The organism is Kitasatospora paranensis (assembly GCF_039544005.1).
In the GTDB taxonomy this organism is placed as follows: domain Bacteria; phylum Actinomycetota; class Actinomycetes; order Streptomycetales; family Streptomycetaceae; genus Kitasatospora; species Kitasatospora paranensis.
The window spans coordinates 5,915,770-5,932,988 of the sequence record NZ_BAABKV010000001.1 but is presented as its reverse complement, the minus strand read 5'-3'; the positions used below and the strand labels follow the sequence as shown (position 1 = coordinate 5,932,988).

The following is a 17,219-nucleotide window of genomic DNA, read 5'->3' as shown; positions in this document are numbered from 1 at the left end:
CCGGACGGGCGGACCGGCCCGCCCCGGCCCTTGCCGGGCCCGCTGTCGCGGGCTCTAGCGGGCGCTGTCGCGGGCCAGCGCGACCAGGCGGGATATCGCGCGCAGGTACTTCTTGCGGTAGCCGCCGCGCAGCATCTCCTCGGGGAAGACCTGGTCGAAGGGGACACCGGAGGCGGTGATCGGCAGTTCGCGGTCGTACATCCGGTCGGCGAGGACGACCAGGCGCAGCGCGGTGGACTGGTCGTCGACCGGGCGGACGCCGCGCAGGAAGACCGCGTGGACGTCGTCCAGCATCGCGCCGTAGCGGCTGGGGTGGACGGCCTTGAGGTGCTCCAGCAGGGCGTCGAAGTCGTCCAGCGAGGCGCCGGGGGCGGCCGCGGCGCGCGCCGTCACCTGCTCGTCGGTGCACGGGGCCGGGGCGGCCGGCAGACCGCGGTGGCGGTAGTCCTGGCCGTCGATCCGCACCGGGCGGAAGTGCCCGGACAGGCCCTGGATCTCGCGCAGGAAGTCGGCGGCGGCGAACCGGCCCTCGCCGAGCTTCTCGGGCAGGGTGTTGGAGGTGGCGCAGAGCTTGACGCCGTTCTCCACCAGCCGGCCGAGCAGGGTGGAGACCAGCACGGTGTCGCCCGGGTCGTCGAGTTCGAACTCGTCGATGCAGAGCAGCCGGTGCGAGGAGAGCGTCTCGACGGCGCCCTTGAAGGTCAGTGCGCCGACCAGGTTGGTCAGTTCGACGAAGGTGCCGAAGGCCTTGGGGCCCGGGGTGGCGTGCCAGAGCGAGGCCAGCAGGTGGGTCTTGCCGACGCCGTAGCCGCCGTCGAGGTAGATCCCGGCGGGTCCCGCGGGGGCGGGCGCGGAGCGGCGGAACCAGCTGCGCTTCGGGGCGGCCGCCGCGCCGTTGAGGGAGGCCGCGAACTCCTCCAGGACCTGCACGGCCTCGTACTGGCTCGGCTGGGAGCTGTCCGGGAGGTAGCTGCCGAAGCTGACGCCGGCGAACCGCGGCGGCGGGACCATCTCGGCCACCAGCCGCTCGGCGGGCACCACCGGACGGCGGTCGGTGAGGGCGGTCACGGCGGTGTCGGGGTCCGCGGTGTCGGGGCGGGAGGCAGCAGGCACGGTAGTACAGGGTACGCCCCGTGGAAGACTCGGTCCCATGCAGCTGCTGATCAACCCGCTGGACCGTCCCGTCGCCGACCCGGCGGCGCCGGAGTCGCTGGCCGCCCTGTACGCGTACCCGCCGAGCGCGGCCGGGCGGCCGTGGCTGCGGGCGAACATGGTGTCGTCGCTGGACGGCGCCGCCCGGCTGGCCGGGCTCTCGGAGGGCCTGTCCAGCGCGGCGGACAAGCGGATCTTCGGGGTGCTGCGGGCGCTGGCGGACGTGGTGCTGGTGGGCGCGGAGACCGTCCGGGCCGAGGGCTACCGGCCGGCCCGGGCGCGGGAGGCCTTCGCGGCGGCCCGCGCGTCGGCCGGCCAGGCGCCCGCGGCGGCGATCGCGGTCGTCTCGCGCAGCCTGAGGCTGGACCTGTCCGCGCCGCTGTTCACCGAGCCGCTGGTGCGGACGGTGGTGGTCACCACCGAGGACGCCCCGGCGGACGCCCGGCGGGCGGTCGCCGCGGTGGCGGACGTGGTGGTGGCCGGCGAGCGCGCGGTGGACCCGTCGGTGGCGGTGGCCGAGCTGGCCGCGCGGGGCTGGACGCGGCAGCTGACCGAGGGCGGGCCGCGGCTGCTCGGCTCCCTGGCCGGGGCCGGGCTGCTGGACGAGCTGTGCCTGTCGGTGGCGCCGCTGGTGACCGGCGGCGACGCGCCGCGGATCACGGCCGGTCCGCAGCCGGCCGACGTGCGGGCGATGGACCTGGTGTCGCTGATCGAGGCGGACGGCTTCCTGTTCACCCGGTACGCGCGGCGGGGCTGACCCGGCCGGTGTGGCCCATGTGGTGCGTGTGCAGCGTGAGGAAAGCTTCCTCCGGGCAGTATGGAGGTGGCAGCGGACCCGGGGCTGCGGCGTCGAAGGGACACACGTGTTCAAGACCGTACTGATGATCGAGAAGGCCCTCTCCGACGCGGACGTGGAGCTGGTCACCACCCTGCACGGCGAGGAGAAGGTGTCCTTCGTCGTGCTCATGCAGCCGCGCGGCCGGCAGGACGAGCTGCTGCGCGCCCTCGACGACGTGGCGCTCGGCCATCTCGACAGAGCCGTGCACGAACGCGAGGAGGAGGCCGTGCCGACCGTGGCCGGCGAGTCGCTGGAGCACAGCCTGCGCCACCTGCGCACGGCTGGGGCCGAGGCCACCGGCCGGGTCGTCGAGGACAACCCGCTCGACAACCTGCGCAGCGTCGTCGAGGAACACGCCGCGGACGAGGTGCTGGTGCTGACCTCGCCGCACTTCGTCGAGGAGTTCTTCCACCGCGACTGGGCCTCCCGGGCCCGGCACAAGGTGGGGGTCCCGGTGCTCAAGCTGTTCGCCAGCGACTCCTGAGCCTCCCCTCTGGTAGGGCAGAATCGTCCTTGCGGAACCACCGCGAGGACGATTCTCGTCATTCCAGTCCCCGGCTGTACGGAGCATCCCTTGAACGACGCCGCGCACGACCTGCACGCCCCGCACTTCATCGGCATCGGCGGCGCCGGGATGTCCGGCCTGGCGAAGATCCTCGCGGTGCGCGGCGCCAAGGTCTCGGGCAGCGACTCCAAGGAGTCCGAGACCGTCCTGGCCCTGCGCGCGCTCGGCGCCGCGGTCGCGGTCGGCCACGCCGCCGAGAACCTGCCGGCGGGCACCAGCAGCGTGGTCGTCTCCAGCGCGATCCGCGCCGACAACCCCGAGCTGGTGGCCGCCCGCGAGCGCGGCGTCCCGGTGGTGCACCGCTCCGACGCGCTGGCCGCCCTGATGGGCGGGCGCCGCGCGCTCGCGGTGGCCGGCACCCACGGCAAGACCACCACCACCAGCATGCTCGCGGTGAGCCTCGCCGAGCTGGGCCTGGACCCGTCCTACGCGATCGGCGGCGACCTCGACGCGCCCGGCTCCAACGCGCACCACGGCGCCGGCGAGGTGTTCGTCGCCGAGGCCGACGAGAGCGACCGGAGCTTCCACAAGTACGCCCCCGAGGTCGCGATCGTCCTCAACGTGGAGCTGGACCACCACGCGAACTACGCCTCGATCGAGGAGATCTACGAGTCGTTCGAGACCTTCGTGGGCCGGATCGTGCCCGGCGGGACGCTGGTCGTCTCCGCCGACCACGCGGGGGCCCGCGAGCTGACCTCGCGGGTGGCCGGCCGCGAGGGCCTGAACGTGGTCACCGTCGGTGCCGCCGAGGACGCCGACGTGCGGGTGCTGTCGGTGGCCGCCCGCGGGATGACCAGCGAGGTCACCGTGGAGATCGGTGGCGCCGAGCTGGCGTTCACGGTCTCCGTCCCGGGCCGGCACTACGCGCACAACGCCGTCGCCGCACTGGCCGCCGGTGTCGCGCTGGGCGTGCCCGCCGCCGACCTGGCCAAGGCGCTCGGCAGCTACACCGGGGTGCGCCGCCGCCTCCAGCTCAAGGGCGAGGCCGCGGGCGTCCAGGTGATCGACTCCTACGCCCACCACCCGACCGAGATGAGCGCCGACCTGGAGGCCATCCGGGAGGCGGCCGGCGGCGGCCGGGTGCTGGTGGTCTTCCAGCCGCACCTGTTCAGCCGCACCCAGCAGCTCGCCGAGGAGATGGGGCAGGCGCTGGCGCTGGCCGACGCCTCCGTGGTGCTCGACATCTACCCGGCCCGCGAGGACCCGATCCCCGGCGTGACCAGCGAACTCATCATTGACGCGGCCCGCCGGGCCGGTGCCGACGTCGCCGAGGAGCACGCCTTCGCGGCCGCGCCCGCGCGGCTGGCCGGCATGGCCAAGCCCGGCGACCTGGTGCTCACCATGGGCGCCGGCGACGTCACCAACCTCGGTCCGGAAATTCTGGCGCAGCTCGCGGACGTTGCACCGGGTGCCTGATGGGAGGCCTGCCGTGAGCCATGATTCGCCGAAGCACGAGACCCGCACGCACGAGATCCAGAAGACCGACGCCGAATGGCGTGCCGAGCTGACCCCGGCCGAGTACCACGTGCTCCGCGAGGCCGGGACGGAGCGGGCGTTCGTCGGCGAGTACACCGACACCAAGACGGTCGGGGTGTACGGCTGCCGGCCTGCGGCGCGGAGCTGTTCAGCAGCGAGACCAAGTTCGACAGCCACTGCGGCTGGCCGTCCTACTTCGCCCCGCTCGCCGAGGACCGGGTCGAGTACATCGAGGACACCACGTTCGGCATGCGCCGGGTCGAGGTGCGCTGCGCCCGCTGCGGCAGCCACCTGGGCCACGTCTTCGAGGGCGAGGGCTACGGCACCCCGACCGACCAGCGGTACTGCATCAACAGCATCTCGCTGAAGCTCCGCCCCGCGGAGGACTGAGACCGCGCACGCCCTGTCACCGGTGGTCCACACCGTGCCAGACTGATCATCGGATCGGACGGCACGAGAGGACCACGGTGGCAGGGCGTCGCAGTTCCGGAGTTCTGGCGATGCTGGCGGAGGCCCAGCGGCAGCAGCACCGCCGGGAGGAGGCCCGGCGCCGGGCCGACGCCGCCGCCCAGCGGCAGTACGAGCGGGCCCGGCGGGACGCCGAACGCGCCGCCGCCCAGGGCCAGAAGGAGGCCCTGCGCAGCTACCGGCTCGGCCGCGAGGCGGACGCCGCCCGGCGCACCGCCGAGGTCGAGCAGCGGGTCGCCGAACTGCGCGGGACCCTCACGGCCGGGCTGCGCGGACCGGCCTTCCGGCCGGCCGAACTCGCCGCCCCCGCCCCCGCCTTCGATCCCGGGGCACTCGGGCTGCCGGTGCCGATGCCGGATCAGGGCCGGTACACGGCGCCGCCGCTCACCGGCCCGCAGGCCCGCGACCCGCACGCGCGGCGGCAGTGGGACGAGCAGGCCGCGCACGCCCGCGCCGCCTTCGAACGGGACTGGTACGCCGCGCAGGCCGCCGAGCAGCAGCGGCTCGCCCGACTCGCCGACCACCGGGCCGAGTTCGAGCACTGGCTGGGCGAGCGTCGGCAGGCCGCGGAGCACGGCCGGCAGCTGGCCGAGCGGCTCGCCACCGGGCACGCCGACGCCGTCGCCGGCTACTTCGAGACCGCACTGGGCTGGCGCCGGGACTGGCCGGAGGGCTTCCCGCACGCCGCGGAGGCCCACTGGGACGCCGGGGCGGGACACCTGACGATCGAATGGGCGCTGCCGGACTTCTCGGTCGTCCCGGCCGTGGCCCGCCACCGGTACGTGAAGACCGACGACCGGGACGCCGAGGTGGCCCGCCCGCTCACGGAACGCCGCGCGCTGCACCGCGAGATCCTCGCCCAGTGCGTCCTGCGGGTGCTGACCGAGGCGTTCCGGGCGGACGAGCGGGGGCTGCTCCGGTCGGTCGCGGTGAACGGCGTCGTCCAGGCCGTCGACCCGGCCACCGGGCGGGAGGAGAGCCGCTGCCTGGCTACGGTCGCGGCCGAGCGGGACGCCTTCCTCGCGCTGGACCTGGAGCGGGTCTCGGCGGTGGACTGCCTGGTGGAGGCCCTGCACGGCCGGCTGTCCGCGCGGCCGGACCGGCCCGAGGCCGTCCCCGCGCACCGCCCGTCCGGCCGGGCGCCCGCCGCCGCGCCCGGCGGCCCGGCGCGGGCCGGCGAGGGCCCCGACCTGTTCACCATGGACCCGATCGCATTCGAGGAGCTGATCGCCGAACTCTTCCGGCGCCGCGGGCTGCACACCCGGACGACCGCCCGCAGCGGCGACGAGGGGGTGGACGTGCTCGCCGAGGACCCGGATCCGATCACCGGCGGGCAGATCGTCATCCAGGCCAAGCGCTACCGGCACACCGTGCCGCCCACCGCCGTCCGGGACCTGGACGCCACGATGCAGCGGCAGGGCGCCAACCGGGGCATCCTGGTCACCACCTCCGGCTTCGGCCCCGGCTCCCGCCGCTGGGTGGAGGGCCGGCCGCTGACCCTGGTGGACGGCCCGATGCTGGTGGCCCTGCTGCACGAGCAGGGCCTGCCCGGGCGGCTCGGTGGTCCGCCGGAGCGGGACACCGCCGCCGCACCGGCCGCGGCGCCGGCAGCGGCCGCCACCGGCCTCACCCCCGGGCAGAACGCCGTGCTCCCCCGGCCGCGGCCGCCGCGCTGACCGCCCGGTTCTCGCACACCGGGGCCGCCGCCGACCTGACCCTGCTGCTGCTCGGCGAGGACGGCCTCGTCCGCGGCGACGACGACTTCGTCTTCTACCACCAGCCCGGCGCCGCCGACGGTGCCGTCGCCCTCTCCCCCGCCGAGGAGACGGCGGACGGGCGGCGGGGCGAGAGCGCGGTGCTGCGGCTGGCCGACCTGCCCGCCAGGGTCCGGCGGATCGCCCTGTCGGTCACCATGGACGTCGACCAGCAGCTCAGCTGCGCCCATCTCCGGGACGCCGAACTGCTGCTGACCGGCGCCGACGGCACGGCCTGGGCGTTCCGGCCGCCCGCCGACCCGGCGGTCTCGGCGATGCTGGTCGCCGAGGTCTACCGGCACCGCCCCGGCAACGGCGCCGAGGTCTGGAAGATCCGCGCGGTCGGCCAGGGCTGGGCGGACGGTCTGGCGGGCCTGGCCCGGGCGCACGGCGTCGACGTGGCCTGAACGGACGCCGCCGGCCCGGCCGGGCGGGTGGCGCCGGCCGGCCGGGCGTCAGCCGGTCAGGTCGCGCGTCCAGGTCCGCTCGGCGGCGCAACGGCGGTAGCCGAGCCACGCGTTGACGGCCAGCATCGGCGCGTTGGCGGCGTCGTTGTGGGTGTAGGCCGCGCCGAGGCCGGCCGCGCGGGCGCGGTGCAGCGAGTCGGCCTTGGCGAGCTTCGCGATGCCGCGGCCGCGGTAGGCGCCGCGGGTGGTGGTGAACGACGACCAGTAGCGGCCCTCGCCGTCGGTCTGCGCGGCCGCGAACGCCACCGGCCGGCCGTCGGCGGCGTCGACCGCGACGGTGGTGAGCCGGTGGTCCAGGTCGGGCCGGTGCCAGATCTCGGCCAGCCAGGACTCGTAGCCCTGGTCGCCGAGTTGGAGGTCGCCGGGCTCGTCCCGGGTGCCCTCGACGTCGACCTGGTGGATCGGGCGCGGGTCGTCGAGGAAGTCGGCCGCGGTGCGCAGCTCGATGCCCGGCGGGGCGGCGGGCACCGGTGGCAGCGGGCCGGTCAGGTCGCAGCGGGAGACGTGGGCGATCCGGCCCGCCCGGTAGCCGCGGGCGGTGGCGAAGGCGTGCGCGGCCGCCGTGTGGTCGGCGCGGACATGCAGGTGGCGGACGCCCTCGGCGGCGAGGGCCCGCTCGGTGGCGTCCAGCAGCGCGCCGCCGGTGCCGCGGCGGCGCCGGTCGGGCACCACGTGCAGGGTCGCGAAGCCGTACCCGGGGCTCGCGCTGTCCGGGTAGGGGCCGTAGCGGGCGACGGCGGCCACCGCGCCGTCCCGGACGGCGAGCAGCATCCGCAGGTGCGGATGGGTGGCGAGCTGCCAGGCGACGGCGGCGGGGGTGGTGACGAGGTACGGGCGGCCGGCGCGGAGGGCTGCGCAGGCCGCCTCGGCATCGGAGGTCCGGAAGGCGCGGATCGTGAGCGTCATAGACACGTCACGTTAACCAGTGGGCCGCCGCCGCGCCGCTGAATATCCGGCCACTCGGCCCCGGCCCGGACCCGGACCCGGGGAAAGCTCAAGTTCCGCTCTGAGTTCAGGGGTTGGAGGTTGGCAGCGGAGCCCCCGCGGATACACCCTCAGCAGCAGGAAGACGGGGGGACGGGCATGGGCGATTCGACCGGGGTACCGCCGGCGCGGCTCGGGGTGGGGGTGGGCTGGCGCGCGGAGATCGACACCGCGGTGGAGCGGCTGCCCGGCGTGGACTGGGTGGAGGTGGTGGCGGAGAACGTCTGCGCCGGACACCTGCCGCGCTCGCTGGAGGTGCTGCGCGCCCGCGGTGTCACGGTGGTGCCGCACGGGGTGTCGCTGGGCATCGGGGGCGCCGAGCCGCCCGCCTCCCACCGGCTGGCCCGGCTCGCCGGGGTGGCCGAGGCGCTGGGGGCGCCGCTGGTCACCGAGCACCTGGCGTTCGTCCGGGCCGGCGGGCTGGAGGCCGGGCACCTGCTGCCGGTGCCCCGCACCCGGGACGCCCTGCGGGTGGTCGCACAGAACGTCAGGATCGCCCAGGACCAGCTGCCGGTACCGCTCGCGCTGGAGAACATCGCGGCCCACCTGGCCTGGCCGGACGACGAGTTGACCGAGGGCGAGTTCCTCGCGGAACTGGTGGGGCGGACAGGCGTGCAGCTGCTGGTCGATGTCGCCAACCTGCACACCAACCGGGTGAACCTGGGCCTGGACGTCGCCGCCGAACTCGACCGGCTGCCGCTGGAGGCGATCGCCTACGTGCACGTGGCCGGCGGGGTCGAGATCGACGGCGTGTGGCACGACACGCACGCCCACCCGGTCACCGCCCCGGTGCTGGAGGTGCTGGCCGAGCTGTGCGCCCGCGCCGTACCGCCGGGCGTGCTGCTGGAGCGCGACGACGCCTTCCCGCCGCCGGCCGAGCTGGCCGGCGAACTGCGGGCCGTCCGGGCGGTCCTGGAGGGGGTGGCGGCCGGTGTCTGAGCGCGACGAGTACCTGCTGCGCGGCGACGACGCCGAACTGGCGGTCGCCCGGGCGCGGCTGGCCCGGCAGCAGGCCGACCTGCTGGCCGCCCTGGTCGCGGGCGGCGAGGTGCCCGCGGGCTTCGACCCCGGGCAGGTGGCCGCCCAGGCCGCGGCACTGGCCGCCAAACGGCGGGACACCGCGGCCCGGGTGGCCCCGGACCTCGCCCGGCTGCTGGGCGCCGCGTGGCGGCCGCTGTTCGACCGCTACGCCCGGCTCGGCCCGCAGCGCGGCGGATACCGGGAGGACGCCCGGGCGTTCGCCGCCTGGGCGCTGGCGGCGGAGCCGTCCGCACCGTGGCGGGCGGACCTCGTGGCCCTGCTGTCGCCCGCACCCGTGCAGCCGGTCCGACGGGCGCTGCGGGCCGTCCGGGCGGCCGCCGGCCGGGCGGAGCGGGTGCGGGCGGAGCGGGTGGAGCAGGCGGAGCGGGCGCGCACCGGCAGCAGCCGGTAGCGGTAGGCGGACGACCGAGCGGATCGGGGGAGACGAGAGATGTGGACCGTTGAGTACGTGATCCTGGCGGTGCTGGTGGCGCTGACCGCGCTGCGGGCCCTGCGCGCGCACAACCGGCTGATCCGGGTGCCGAACCCGCAGGGGCTCCCCGGACGGGGGCTGCCGCTGCTCGACACCGCGTTCCTGGCCGGCGGCCCGGGGCGCGCGGTCGACACCGCGCTGGTGCGGATGGAGCAGGAGGGCCGGCTGATCGTCGCCCGGGACCGCACGGTCACGGTGACCGACATCCGGCCGCAGGGCGAGGTGGAGGCTGCGGTGGTCGAGGCCGCGGGCGGCAGCCGCCGCTGCCACCTGGACGAACTGCGCCGGTCGGTGGCGCGCAGCCCCGCCGTGCAGCAGATCGGCGACCGGCTGGCCGACCGCGGCCTGATGCGCCGCCCCGACCTGCACCGGCGGACGGTCCGCGCCCGCCGCTGGCTCGGGCTGGTCCTGCTGGCCACCCTGGTGACCGGGATCGTGATGACGGCCGTGTGGGCCGCGCGGCCGCTGGACGAGCGGGACTCGGTCGTCCCGCCGATGTTCCCGTACCTGATCCTGTTGACGGTCGGCCTGGTGCTCCTGCTGGCCAGCCGGCCCGCCAGGGGCCGGATCACGCCCGCGGGCCGGCGCCAGCTCGCCCTGATGCGGCACGGCGGCCCGTGGCAGCCCCCGTACATCGCCGGCGGTGCGGCCGGGCTGCTGCTGCTCGGCGCGATGGCGCTGGGCGGCGCGGACACCCTGGAGGACGAGGACCTGCGGGAGACCCTGTCGGCGCGGGCCGCCCTCGCGGCCGGTTCGAGCGGGTACTCGGCGACCTTCGGCTCCGCCTACCTCCCCTCCGCCGGCTCGGACCCGGGCCCGGTGGCCTGGTGCGGGTCCGGCGGGTCCGGCGGGTCGGACGGCGGCGGGTCGAGCAGCTGCGGCTCCTCCTCGCACTCCTGCGGCTCCTCGCACTCCTGCGGCTCGTCGCACTCCTGCGGCTCGTCGAGCAGCTGCGGGTCGTCGAGCAGCTGCGGGTCGTCGAGCAGTTGCGGTTCCTCGTCCGGCTCGTGCGGGTCCTCGTCGAGCTCCTGCGGCTCGTCGAGCAGCTGCGGGTCCAGTTGCGGCTCCAGCTGCGGGTCGAGTTGAGGGGCGCGGGCGGCCCGGCCGGTCACAGTTCGGTATCGCGCGCCGGGCAGCGGTTCCCCGGCCGCCTCCGGCAAGGCTAGAACAAGCCCATGTGGGTGCTCCTCCTGATCCCTGCCTGCGCGGCCGCGGCCCTGTCCTGCCTGCGGCTGGTCCGGCTGACCACCAGGGCCGACGTGCTCGACGCACTCGGCCCGGCCCGCCCGTCCGAGGCGGTGGGGATCGGGTTGTACGAGACGGCGTACCTGGCCGGCGGGCCGGACCGGGTGGTCGAACTCGCCCTGGTGCTGATGGCCGGACGCGGGCGGCTGCACCTGGCGCACACCGGCTGGACGACGGTGGTCGACCCGCGCGGCCGCACCCGGCTGGAACGGGCCCTGATCGAGGCGATCGGCCCCGAGGGCCAGTGCCGCACCGCGGGCCTGCGCGGCGACGTGGCCGCGCACCCGGTCGTCCGGGAGATCGGCGACCGGCTGGCGACCGCCGGGCTGGCCACCCCGGAGGCGGTGCGGCGGAGCACCGCGCACGCCGTGCAGCAGGTGCGGCGGTCCCTGCTGCTGTGCCTCGCCCTGCTGGGCGCCGCGCTGGCGGTCAGCGCCCCGGGGACGGCGGACGCGGGCTCGGCGGTGGCGTGGTTCGCGCTGCCGCTGATCCTGACCGGCGGCACCCTGCTGATGGCCCGGGTCGACGTGCACGTCTACACCCGGTTCGCGGCCCCGGCCGGGCTGGAGGTGCTGCGGGCCGCCCGGGTGCCGCGGCAGGCGGTGGGCGCGCACGGGGACGCCGAGCAGGCGCTGCTCACCGCAGTGGCGATGGCCGGGCCGGCGGCGCTGTCGGACGCGCGGCTGCGGGCGGCCCTGCGGACCTGACGCACGGTCCCGCGGACGTGAGGGGTGCGGCCCGCGGCGCCCGCCGGCCGCACCCCGGTGCCCTGCGGGTGCTCAGGCCAGGCCGGCGAGCAGGTCGGCGACCGGCTTGCGGCGGCCGGTGAAGAACGGCACCTCCTCGCGGACGTGCAGCCGGGCCCGGGACGGGCGCAGGTCGCGCATCAGGTCCACGATCCGGTGCAGCTCGTCCGCCTCGAAGGCCAGCAGCCACTCGTAGTCGCCGAGCGCGAACGAGGCCACCGTGTTGGCCCGGACGTCGGGGTAGCCGCGGGCCATTTTGCCGTGCTCGGCGAGCATCGCCCGGCGCTCCTCGTCGGGCAGCAGGTACCACTCGTAGGAACGGACGAACGGGTACACGCAGACGTAGTCGCGCGGGTGCTCGTCGGCCAGGAACGCCGGGATGTGCGACTTGTTGAACTCGGCGGGGCGGTGCAGCGCCATGTTCGACCAGACCGGCTCCAGGGCCCGCCCGGCCGCGGTGCGGCGGAAGCGGTTGTAGGCCTCCTGGAGGTCGTCCGAGTTCTCGGCGTGCCACCAGACCATGACGTCCGCGTCGGCGCGCAGCCCGGAGACGTCGTAGGTGCCGCGCACCGTGACGTCCTTGGCGGCGAGCTGGGCGAACAGCTCGTCCACCTCGGCCGCGAGGGCGGCGCGGTCCTCCGGCAGCTCGCCCTTGAGCTTGAACACCGACCACATGGTGTAGCGGATGACCTGGTTGAGGTCGCGGGCCTTCTTCTTCGCGGGCTGCTGTTCAGTGGACTCAGTCATGCGCCCATTGTCCCTTCCGTCGGGGCGGCACCGGCCGCCGGGGTCAACACCTCGTTGACGGCGCGGCGGGCCCCGGCGATGCACGCGGGGATGCCGACGCCGTCGTACGCCGCGCCGCACACGGCGAGGGCACCGACCGCCGCGACCGACCGCCGGATCCGGGCCACCCGGTCGAGGTGCCCCACCGGGTACTGCGGCAGGCCGCCCGTCCAGCGGGTCACCGCGGTGGCGTACGGCCGTGCGCTCAGCCCCACGGCGCGGCCGAGGTCGGCGAGCGAGCGGGCGACCAGCTCCTCGTCCGGCAGGCCGAGCACCGCCTCCTCACGGTGCCGGCCGAGCGAGGTGCGCAGCACGAAGGCGTCGGGGGCGGCGGCACCCAGCCAGCCCCACTTGTTGGAGGAGAACGTCGAGGCCTTGATCGACCGGCCGTCCACCGGCGGCACCAGGAAGCCGGAGCCCTGCGGCGGCTCGCCCAGGTCCGCGCGGTGGAACGCCATGGTGACCAGCGCCATCCCGGCGTACTCGACGGTCGCCAGTTCGGCGGCGGCGGCCGGGGCGTCGGCCCGCAGCAGGGCGGCGGCCTGCGGGGCCGGGACGGCCAGCACCACGGCGTCGGCGTGCAGCGCCCGGCCGCCGGCGACCACCCGCCAGCCGTCCGGGGTGCGGCGGAGTTCCTCGACGGGGCTGTCGGTGCGCAGGTCGGCGCCGGCCCGGCGCAGGTGCGCCGCGGCCGCCTCCGGGAGGGTGCCGATGCCGCCGCGGATGCCCTGGAAGACGGGGCCGGCCGCCTGCGCGCGTCCGGTCAGCCGCCGTACCCCGTCGACCAGCGGGCCGCCGTCCAGGGCGATCGGCAGCAGCTGCGGGACGGCCGCGCGCAGCGAGATCTCCGAGGTCTGCCCGGCGTAGACGCCGCCGAGGAGGGGTTCGACGAGCCGGTCGACGACCTCCTGGCCGAGCCGGGAGCCGACGTACGCGCCGATGGTGGTGTCGGCGTCCACGGGCGGGCCGGACCGCTCGTGCCGGGCCCGGTCGAGGCCCTCCGGGGTGAGGACGCCGGAGGCGGCGAGCGCGTCGAGGTCGCCGGGGACGCCCATGACCTGGCCGCCGGGGATCGGGCGCAGCGCGTCCCTCGTCCAGATCGCGGCCTTGGCGGTGCTCGGCGGCTCCAGTGCGTCGGCCAGTCCGACGGCGCGGGCCAGGTCGACCGCCTCCGGGCGGCGGGCGAGGACGGACTCGGCGCCGAGGTCCACCCGGACACCGCCCACCTCGCCGGCCATCAGCTTCCCGCCGACCCGCCCGGACGCCTCCAGCACCGTCACCCGGTGCGGGCCGTCGGCGAGGAACACCGCTGCGGCGAGCCCGGCGATACCGCCGCCGACCACCACGACATGAGGATCTGCCATGGCAGCGAGTCTGCCACCCCTTACGCGGGCGACCGTCCGGACGGCCCGCGGGCGGCCGGGGTCCGGGCGGGCCTACGATCGGGGCCATGGCCGACTTCCTGACGGTGTCCACGACGACCGACAGCGCCGACTCCGCGGCCGCGCTGGCCCGTTCGGCGGTGACGGCGCGGCTGGCCGCCTGCGCGCAGGTGGAGGGGCCGGTGACCTCCGTCTACTGGTGGCGCGGCACGGTGGACACCGCGCAGGAGTGGCGGGTCGTGCTGAAGACGACGGGCGAGCGGTACGCCGCGCTGGAGGCCCACCTGCGGGCGGCGCATCCGTACGAGGTGCCCGAGGTGATCGCCGTCCCGGTGGTGGCGGGGAGCCCGGACTACCTGGCCTGGGTGGGGGCGGAGACCACCGGGCACTGACGCCGCGGATCGCCTCGACACTGCGTCAACACCCTTTGCCCGCAGGCCGTTTCGGGTACATCCGAACGAGTCCGGGCCGTGATCGAGTCGGTACCGTCGGGCGGGATCCCGCCGGCTGTTCCCGTCGTCCAATGGTCCGACCGGATCGGCGGACAGGACGGGGAGGACACCGGGATGACGGGTCGAAGAGGACGGGCGCTCGCGGGCGGCGCACTGGCGGGGGTGCTGCTGCTGAGCGGATGCTCGGCGGCGGAGTCGGGGGCTTCCTCCTCCTCCGGGGCGCGGGCCGCCGACGCGGCGGCGGCACCGGCCGCGGCGCCGCCCAAGGCGGGCACGGCGGGCGCCGGGTCGGGGCAGGAGAAGCCGGCCGGATCGGCCGCCCCGGGCGCGGACGCGGCGGCCGGGCGGGCGATCGCGTACACCGGCCGGGTGGCGCTGGAGAGCGCCGACCCGGGCGCGGTCACGGCCCGGGCACGGCAGCTGGCGGTGGCCGCCGGCGGTTTTGTGGGCGGCGAGTCCGAGTCGGGCGGCGGCACCGGCCCGTACAAGGCCGAACTGGTGCTGCGGGTCCCGTCGGCGGGGTACGAGCGGACGCTGGACGAGCTGGCGGCGCTCGGCACGGTGCTCTCCCGCACCAGCCAGGCCGACGACCTGACCCAGCAGGTCGTCGACGTGGAGAGCCGGGTGAAGACCCAGCAGGCCTCGGTGGACCGGGTGCGGGCGCTGCTGGCGGACGCCAAGTCGCTGGCCGACGTGGTGTCGCTGGAGAGCGAGCTGACCCGGCGCGAGGCGGACCTGGAGTCGCTCAGGCGGCAGCAGCAGGAGCTCTCCGCGCAGACCTCGCTGTCGACGATCACCGTCGACCTGCAGCGGACGGCCGCGGCCGCGGCGCCGAAGGCGAGGCCGCGCGGGTTCTGGGCGTCGATCGGCCACGGCTTCGCCGGCGGCTGGCACGTGCTGGTGACCGTCCTGCGGGCGCTGGCGATCGGGTTCGCCGCGCTGGCGCCGTTCCTGGTGGTGCTCGTCCCGGGCGCGTGGCTGACCCGGCGGTGGCTGCGCCGCAGGCAGGACCGGCCCCGCACCGCACCGGCCCCGGCGCCGGGATGGCAGGCGCCCGTCCGGCCGGCACCCGGACCGCACCCCGGAGTGCCGGCCCAGGCCCAGGCGCCCGTACCGGCGGAGGCACCGGCGCCGCAGCCGCCCGCGGCCGAGGAGTGAGCCCGCGGCGCGGCCGGCGCCCCCGTCGGGGGTGCCGGCCGCGCGGCGGGTCAGCGGGCGCTGGCCTCGTGCACGAAGGCGACCAGGCGGGACAGCGCGTCCGGGTCCATGGTCGGCATGACCCCGTGGCCGAGGTTGAAGATGTGGCCGCTGTCGCCGATCGCCTGGGCCGCGTGCAGCACCTCGCGGGCCTTGGTCTCCACGACGCGGGTCGGCGCGTACAGCACGGCCGGGTCCAGGTTGCCCTGCAGGCCCTTGCCGGGGCCGACCCGGTCGGCCGCGACGTTCAGCGGCACCCGCCAGTCGACCCCGACGATGTCGGCGCCGGCCTGGCCCATCAGGCCGAGCAGTTCGCCGGTGTTGACGCCGAAGTGGATCCGGGGCACGCCGTACGGGGCCACCGCGTCGAAGACCTTGGTGCTGGCGGGGAGCACCGAGCGGCGGTACTCGTCGGGGGCGAGCGCGCCGGCCCAGGAGTCGAAGAGCTGGACGGCCGAGGCGCCCGCCTCGATCTGCACCTTGAGGAAGGCGGCGCTGATATCGGCCAGCCGGTCGACCAGGGCGGCCCACAGCTCGGGCTCGCCGTACATCATGGCCTTGGTGTTCTCGTACGACTTCGACGGGCCGCCCTCGACGAGGTAGCTGGCCAGGGTGAACGGCGCACCGGCGAAGCCGATCAGCGGGGTGGTGCCGAGCTCGTCGACGAGCAGGCCGACCGCCTCGGTGATGTAGGACACGTCGTCCGGCTCCAGCGGGCGCAGCCGCTGGAGGTCGGCGGCGGTGCGGACGGGGTCGGCGATGACCGGGCCGACGCCCTGCTTGATGTCGACGTCGATGCCGACCGCCTTGAGCGGCACCACGATGTCGCTGAAGAAGATCGCCGCGTCCACCTTGTGCCGGCGGACTGGCTGGAGGGTGATCTCCTTGACCAGCTCGGGCCGCATGCACGACTCCAGCATCGGGATCCCCGCGCGCACCTTGTTGTACTCCGGCAGCGAACGGCCGGCCTGGCGCATGAACCACACCGGGGTGTACGGCACCGGCTCGTTGCGGGCGGCGCGGAGGAACACGGAGTCGTACGCGGCGCCGCGGCGCGCCGCGGCCTGACGGGGATGCTGACCGGGCTGGGCTGCGGGGGTCTCCGCGGGTGTCTCACTCACAGGTCGAATCTTCGCACGCGCGGCGGGGCGGGTCGGGGCAGGAGGTTCGTAGGTTCGTCCGGAATGCCCGACCCGTGGGGCCCACGGCACGCCGCACCGGCGAAAGTTGCTCGGATTGCAGGCATCGGCAACCTAGGCTTCCCCTCATGGCAGCGGTCGGCGGGCACCCCGCACAAGGTGGCGGAACGGACAGGGAGGCGGCGCCGATCGAGTTCCGCCGTGCGGTCGAGGCGCTGGCCGGGGCCCGGCTCCGCCCCGAGGTGCTGCTCTCCCCGCGCCGGCCCCGCGCCGGCTGGCCCCTTCGCGTACGCGGTGACCGCCACCGTCGAGGTGGACGGCGACGAGCTGGCGGACGGCAGGCTGGTGCTGCTGCACGACCCGGCCGGCCAGGAGGCCTGGAACGGCGACTTCCGGGTGGTCACCATGACCCGGGCCGAGCTGGAACCGGAGATCGCCGGCGACCCGATGCTGGGCGAGGTGGGCTGGGCCTGGCTGATGGACTCCCTCCAGGCGCACGGTGCCGGGTACGCCGAGCCGGGCGGCACGGTGACCCGCTGCGCCTCCCAGTACTTCGGGGCCCTGTCCGAACGGCCCGGGTCCACCGAGATCGAGGTGCGGGCGTCCTGGACGCCCGCCGACGGCCGGTTCGACCGGCACCTGGCGGCCTGGGGCGACCTGTTGTGCATCTGCGCCGGGCTGCCGCCGGCCGCCGCCGCGGCCCTGCCCGCGGGTGAGGCGCCGCCGCTCGGCGGGGTCGTCCCGATGCCGGCCCGCCGCCGGCCCCGCCCGCACTGAACGCCCGCCCGCGCTGAGGGCCCGTCCGCACCGACGCCCGGCCGGGGCCCGGAGGGCTGCCGCCCGGACGGGCGCGCCCCCGCTCCCGCGACCCGCCCCCGCCGGCGGGTCCGCGCGTTCCGGGCGCCGCGACCGGCGCCCCGGCCCGGGGAGTGTGCCCTTCCGGGGGACCTGACCACCGCGCCGGTGACCCGCCACCCGGAGGACTGACGGAGTGTGACTTCGGTCGCGCTCTGTGTCAATTAACCGCCTCAAATTGATCATCCTGCACCGATCTT

Annotated in this window: 15 protein-coding genes and 2 pseudogenes; 12 read left to right on the top strand and 5 right to left on the bottom strand. The window is 76.0% G+C overall.

Going from position 1 to position 17,219, the window contains the following annotated elements; genetic code table 11:
* Positions 1-54: 54 nt before the first annotated feature.
* Positions 55-1,152, bottom strand: a complete 1,098-nt coding sequence (zapE, locus tag ABEB13_RS28215) for a cell division protein ZapE (RefSeq protein WP_380230753.1) — start codon at positions 1,150-1,152, stop codon at positions 55-57.
* On the opposite strand from zapE, the gene ABEB13_RS28210 reads away from it, so the two are divergent.
* From ABEB13_RS28210 to ABEB13_RS28185, 6 genes and pseudogenes are all read left to right on the top strand, one after another.
* Entirely contained in the window at positions 1,151-1,909 is a 759-nt protein-coding gene (locus tag ABEB13_RS28210) for a dihydrofolate reductase family protein (RefSeq protein WP_345707687.1), read from the top strand. The genes zapE and ABEB13_RS28210 overlap by 2 nt on opposite strands.
* 106 nt (positions 1,910-2,015) lie before the next feature.
* The gene (locus tag ABEB13_RS28205; protein WP_345707686.1) at positions 2,016-2,474 is read left to right on the top strand and encodes an indole-3-glycerol phosphate synthase; all 459 of its coding nucleotides are present in this window, start codon (positions 2,016-2,018) and stop codon (positions 2,472-2,474) included.
* A 90-nt stretch (positions 2,475-2,564) separates the two neighbouring features.
* Positions 2,565-3,971: a UDP-N-acetylmuramate--L-alanine ligase gene (gene murC, locus ABEB13_RS28200; RefSeq protein ID WP_345707685.1), complete on the top strand. Its 1,407-nt coding sequence runs from the start codon at positions 2,565-2,567 to the stop codon at positions 3,969-3,971.
* A 55-nt stretch (positions 3,972-4,026) separates the two neighbouring features.
* Positions 4,027-4,421 (top strand): annotated as a pseudogene (gene msrB, locus ABEB13_RS28195) (peptide-methionine (R)-S-oxide reductase MsrB).
* 110 nt (positions 4,422-4,531) lie between these two features.
* Complete coding sequence (locus ABEB13_RS28190) at positions 4,532-6,175, top strand: restriction endonuclease (RefSeq protein ID WP_345707684.1); 1,644 nt, start codon at positions 4,532-4,534, stop codon at positions 6,173-6,175.
* Positions 6,172-6,660, top strand: coding sequence for a TerD family protein (locus tag ABEB13_RS28185; RefSeq protein ID WP_345709854.1), 489 nt, complete (start codon positions 6,172-6,174; stop codon positions 6,658-6,660). Before ABEB13_RS28190 ends, ABEB13_RS28185 begins: the two co-directional genes overlap by 4 nt.
* Positions 6,661-6,708: 48 nt before the next feature.
* Here the strand turns inward: ABEB13_RS28185 and ABEB13_RS28180 are convergent, their stop codons facing one another.
* Positions 6,709-7,626, bottom strand: coding sequence for a GNAT family N-acetyltransferase (locus ABEB13_RS28180; protein ID WP_345707683.1), 918 nt, complete (start codon positions 7,624-7,626; stop codon positions 6,709-6,711).
* A gap of 177 nt (positions 7,627-7,803) precedes the next feature.
* On the opposite strand from ABEB13_RS28180, the pseudogene ABEB13_RS28175 reads away from it, so the two are divergent.
* The 3 genes and pseudogenes from ABEB13_RS28175 (at position 7,804) to ABEB13_RS28165 (ending at position 11,169) form a co-directional block, all read left to right on the top strand.
* Positions 7,804-9,136: pseudogene (locus ABEB13_RS28175) on the top strand (MbnB/TglH/ChrH family RiPP precursor modification enzyme).
* A 39-nt stretch (positions 9,137-9,175) separates the two neighbouring features.
* Complete coding sequence (locus ABEB13_RS28170; protein WP_345707682.1) at positions 9,176-10,303, top strand: TIGR04222 domain-containing membrane protein; 1,128 nt, start codon at positions 9,176-9,178, stop codon at positions 10,301-10,303.
* An 89-nt stretch (positions 10,304-10,392) separates the two neighbouring features.
* A complete protein-coding gene (locus tag ABEB13_RS28165; protein WP_345707681.1) occupies positions 10,393-11,169 on the top strand; it encodes a TIGR04222 domain-containing membrane protein in 777 nt (258 codons plus the stop codon).
* A gap of 72 nt (positions 11,170-11,241) precedes the next feature.
* On the opposite strand, the gene hemQ is transcribed toward ABEB13_RS28165, so the two are convergent.
* Both hemQ and hemG read right to left on the bottom strand, forming a co-directional pair.
* Positions 11,242-11,955: a hydrogen peroxide-dependent heme synthase gene (hemQ, locus tag ABEB13_RS28160; RefSeq protein ID WP_345707680.1), complete on the bottom strand. Its 714-nt coding sequence runs from the start codon at positions 11,953-11,955 to the stop codon at positions 11,242-11,244.
* Entirely contained in the window at positions 11,952-13,358 is a 1,407-nt protein-coding gene (gene hemG, locus ABEB13_RS28155) for a protoporphyrinogen oxidase (protein ID WP_345707679.1), read from the bottom strand. Before hemG ends, hemQ begins: the two co-directional genes overlap by 4 nt.
* A gap of 86 nt (positions 13,359-13,444) precedes the next feature.
* Between hemG and cutA the strand changes: the two genes are divergently transcribed.
* Positions 13,445-13,768 (top strand): divalent-cation tolerance protein CutA, encoded by a 324-nt coding sequence (cutA, locus tag ABEB13_RS28150; RefSeq protein WP_345707678.1) that lies wholly within the window; start codon positions 13,445-13,447, stop codon positions 13,766-13,768.
* A gap of 174 nt (positions 13,769-13,942) precedes the next feature.
* Entirely contained in the window at positions 13,943-14,986 is a 1,044-nt protein-coding gene (locus tag ABEB13_RS28145) for a DUF4349 domain-containing protein (RefSeq protein WP_345707677.1), read from the top strand.
* A gap of 50 nt (positions 14,987-15,036) precedes the next feature.
* Here ABEB13_RS28145 and hemE read toward each other — a convergent pair whose 3' ends face one another.
* Positions 15,037-16,056 carry a uroporphyrinogen decarboxylase gene (hemE, locus tag ABEB13_RS28140; protein ID WP_345709853.1) on the bottom strand — a complete coding sequence of 340 codons (1,020 nt, stop codon included), beginning with the start codon at positions 16,054-16,056 and terminating at the stop codon, positions 15,037-15,039.
* A 402-nt stretch (positions 16,057-16,458) separates the two neighbouring features.
* On the opposite strand from hemE, the gene ABEB13_RS28135 reads away from it, so the two are divergent.
* Positions 16,459-16,941 (top strand): DUF3000 family protein, encoded by a 483-nt coding sequence (locus tag ABEB13_RS28135; RefSeq protein ID WP_425559919.1) that lies wholly within the window; start codon positions 16,459-16,461, stop codon positions 16,939-16,941.
* Positions 16,942-17,219: the final 278 nt, after the last annotated feature.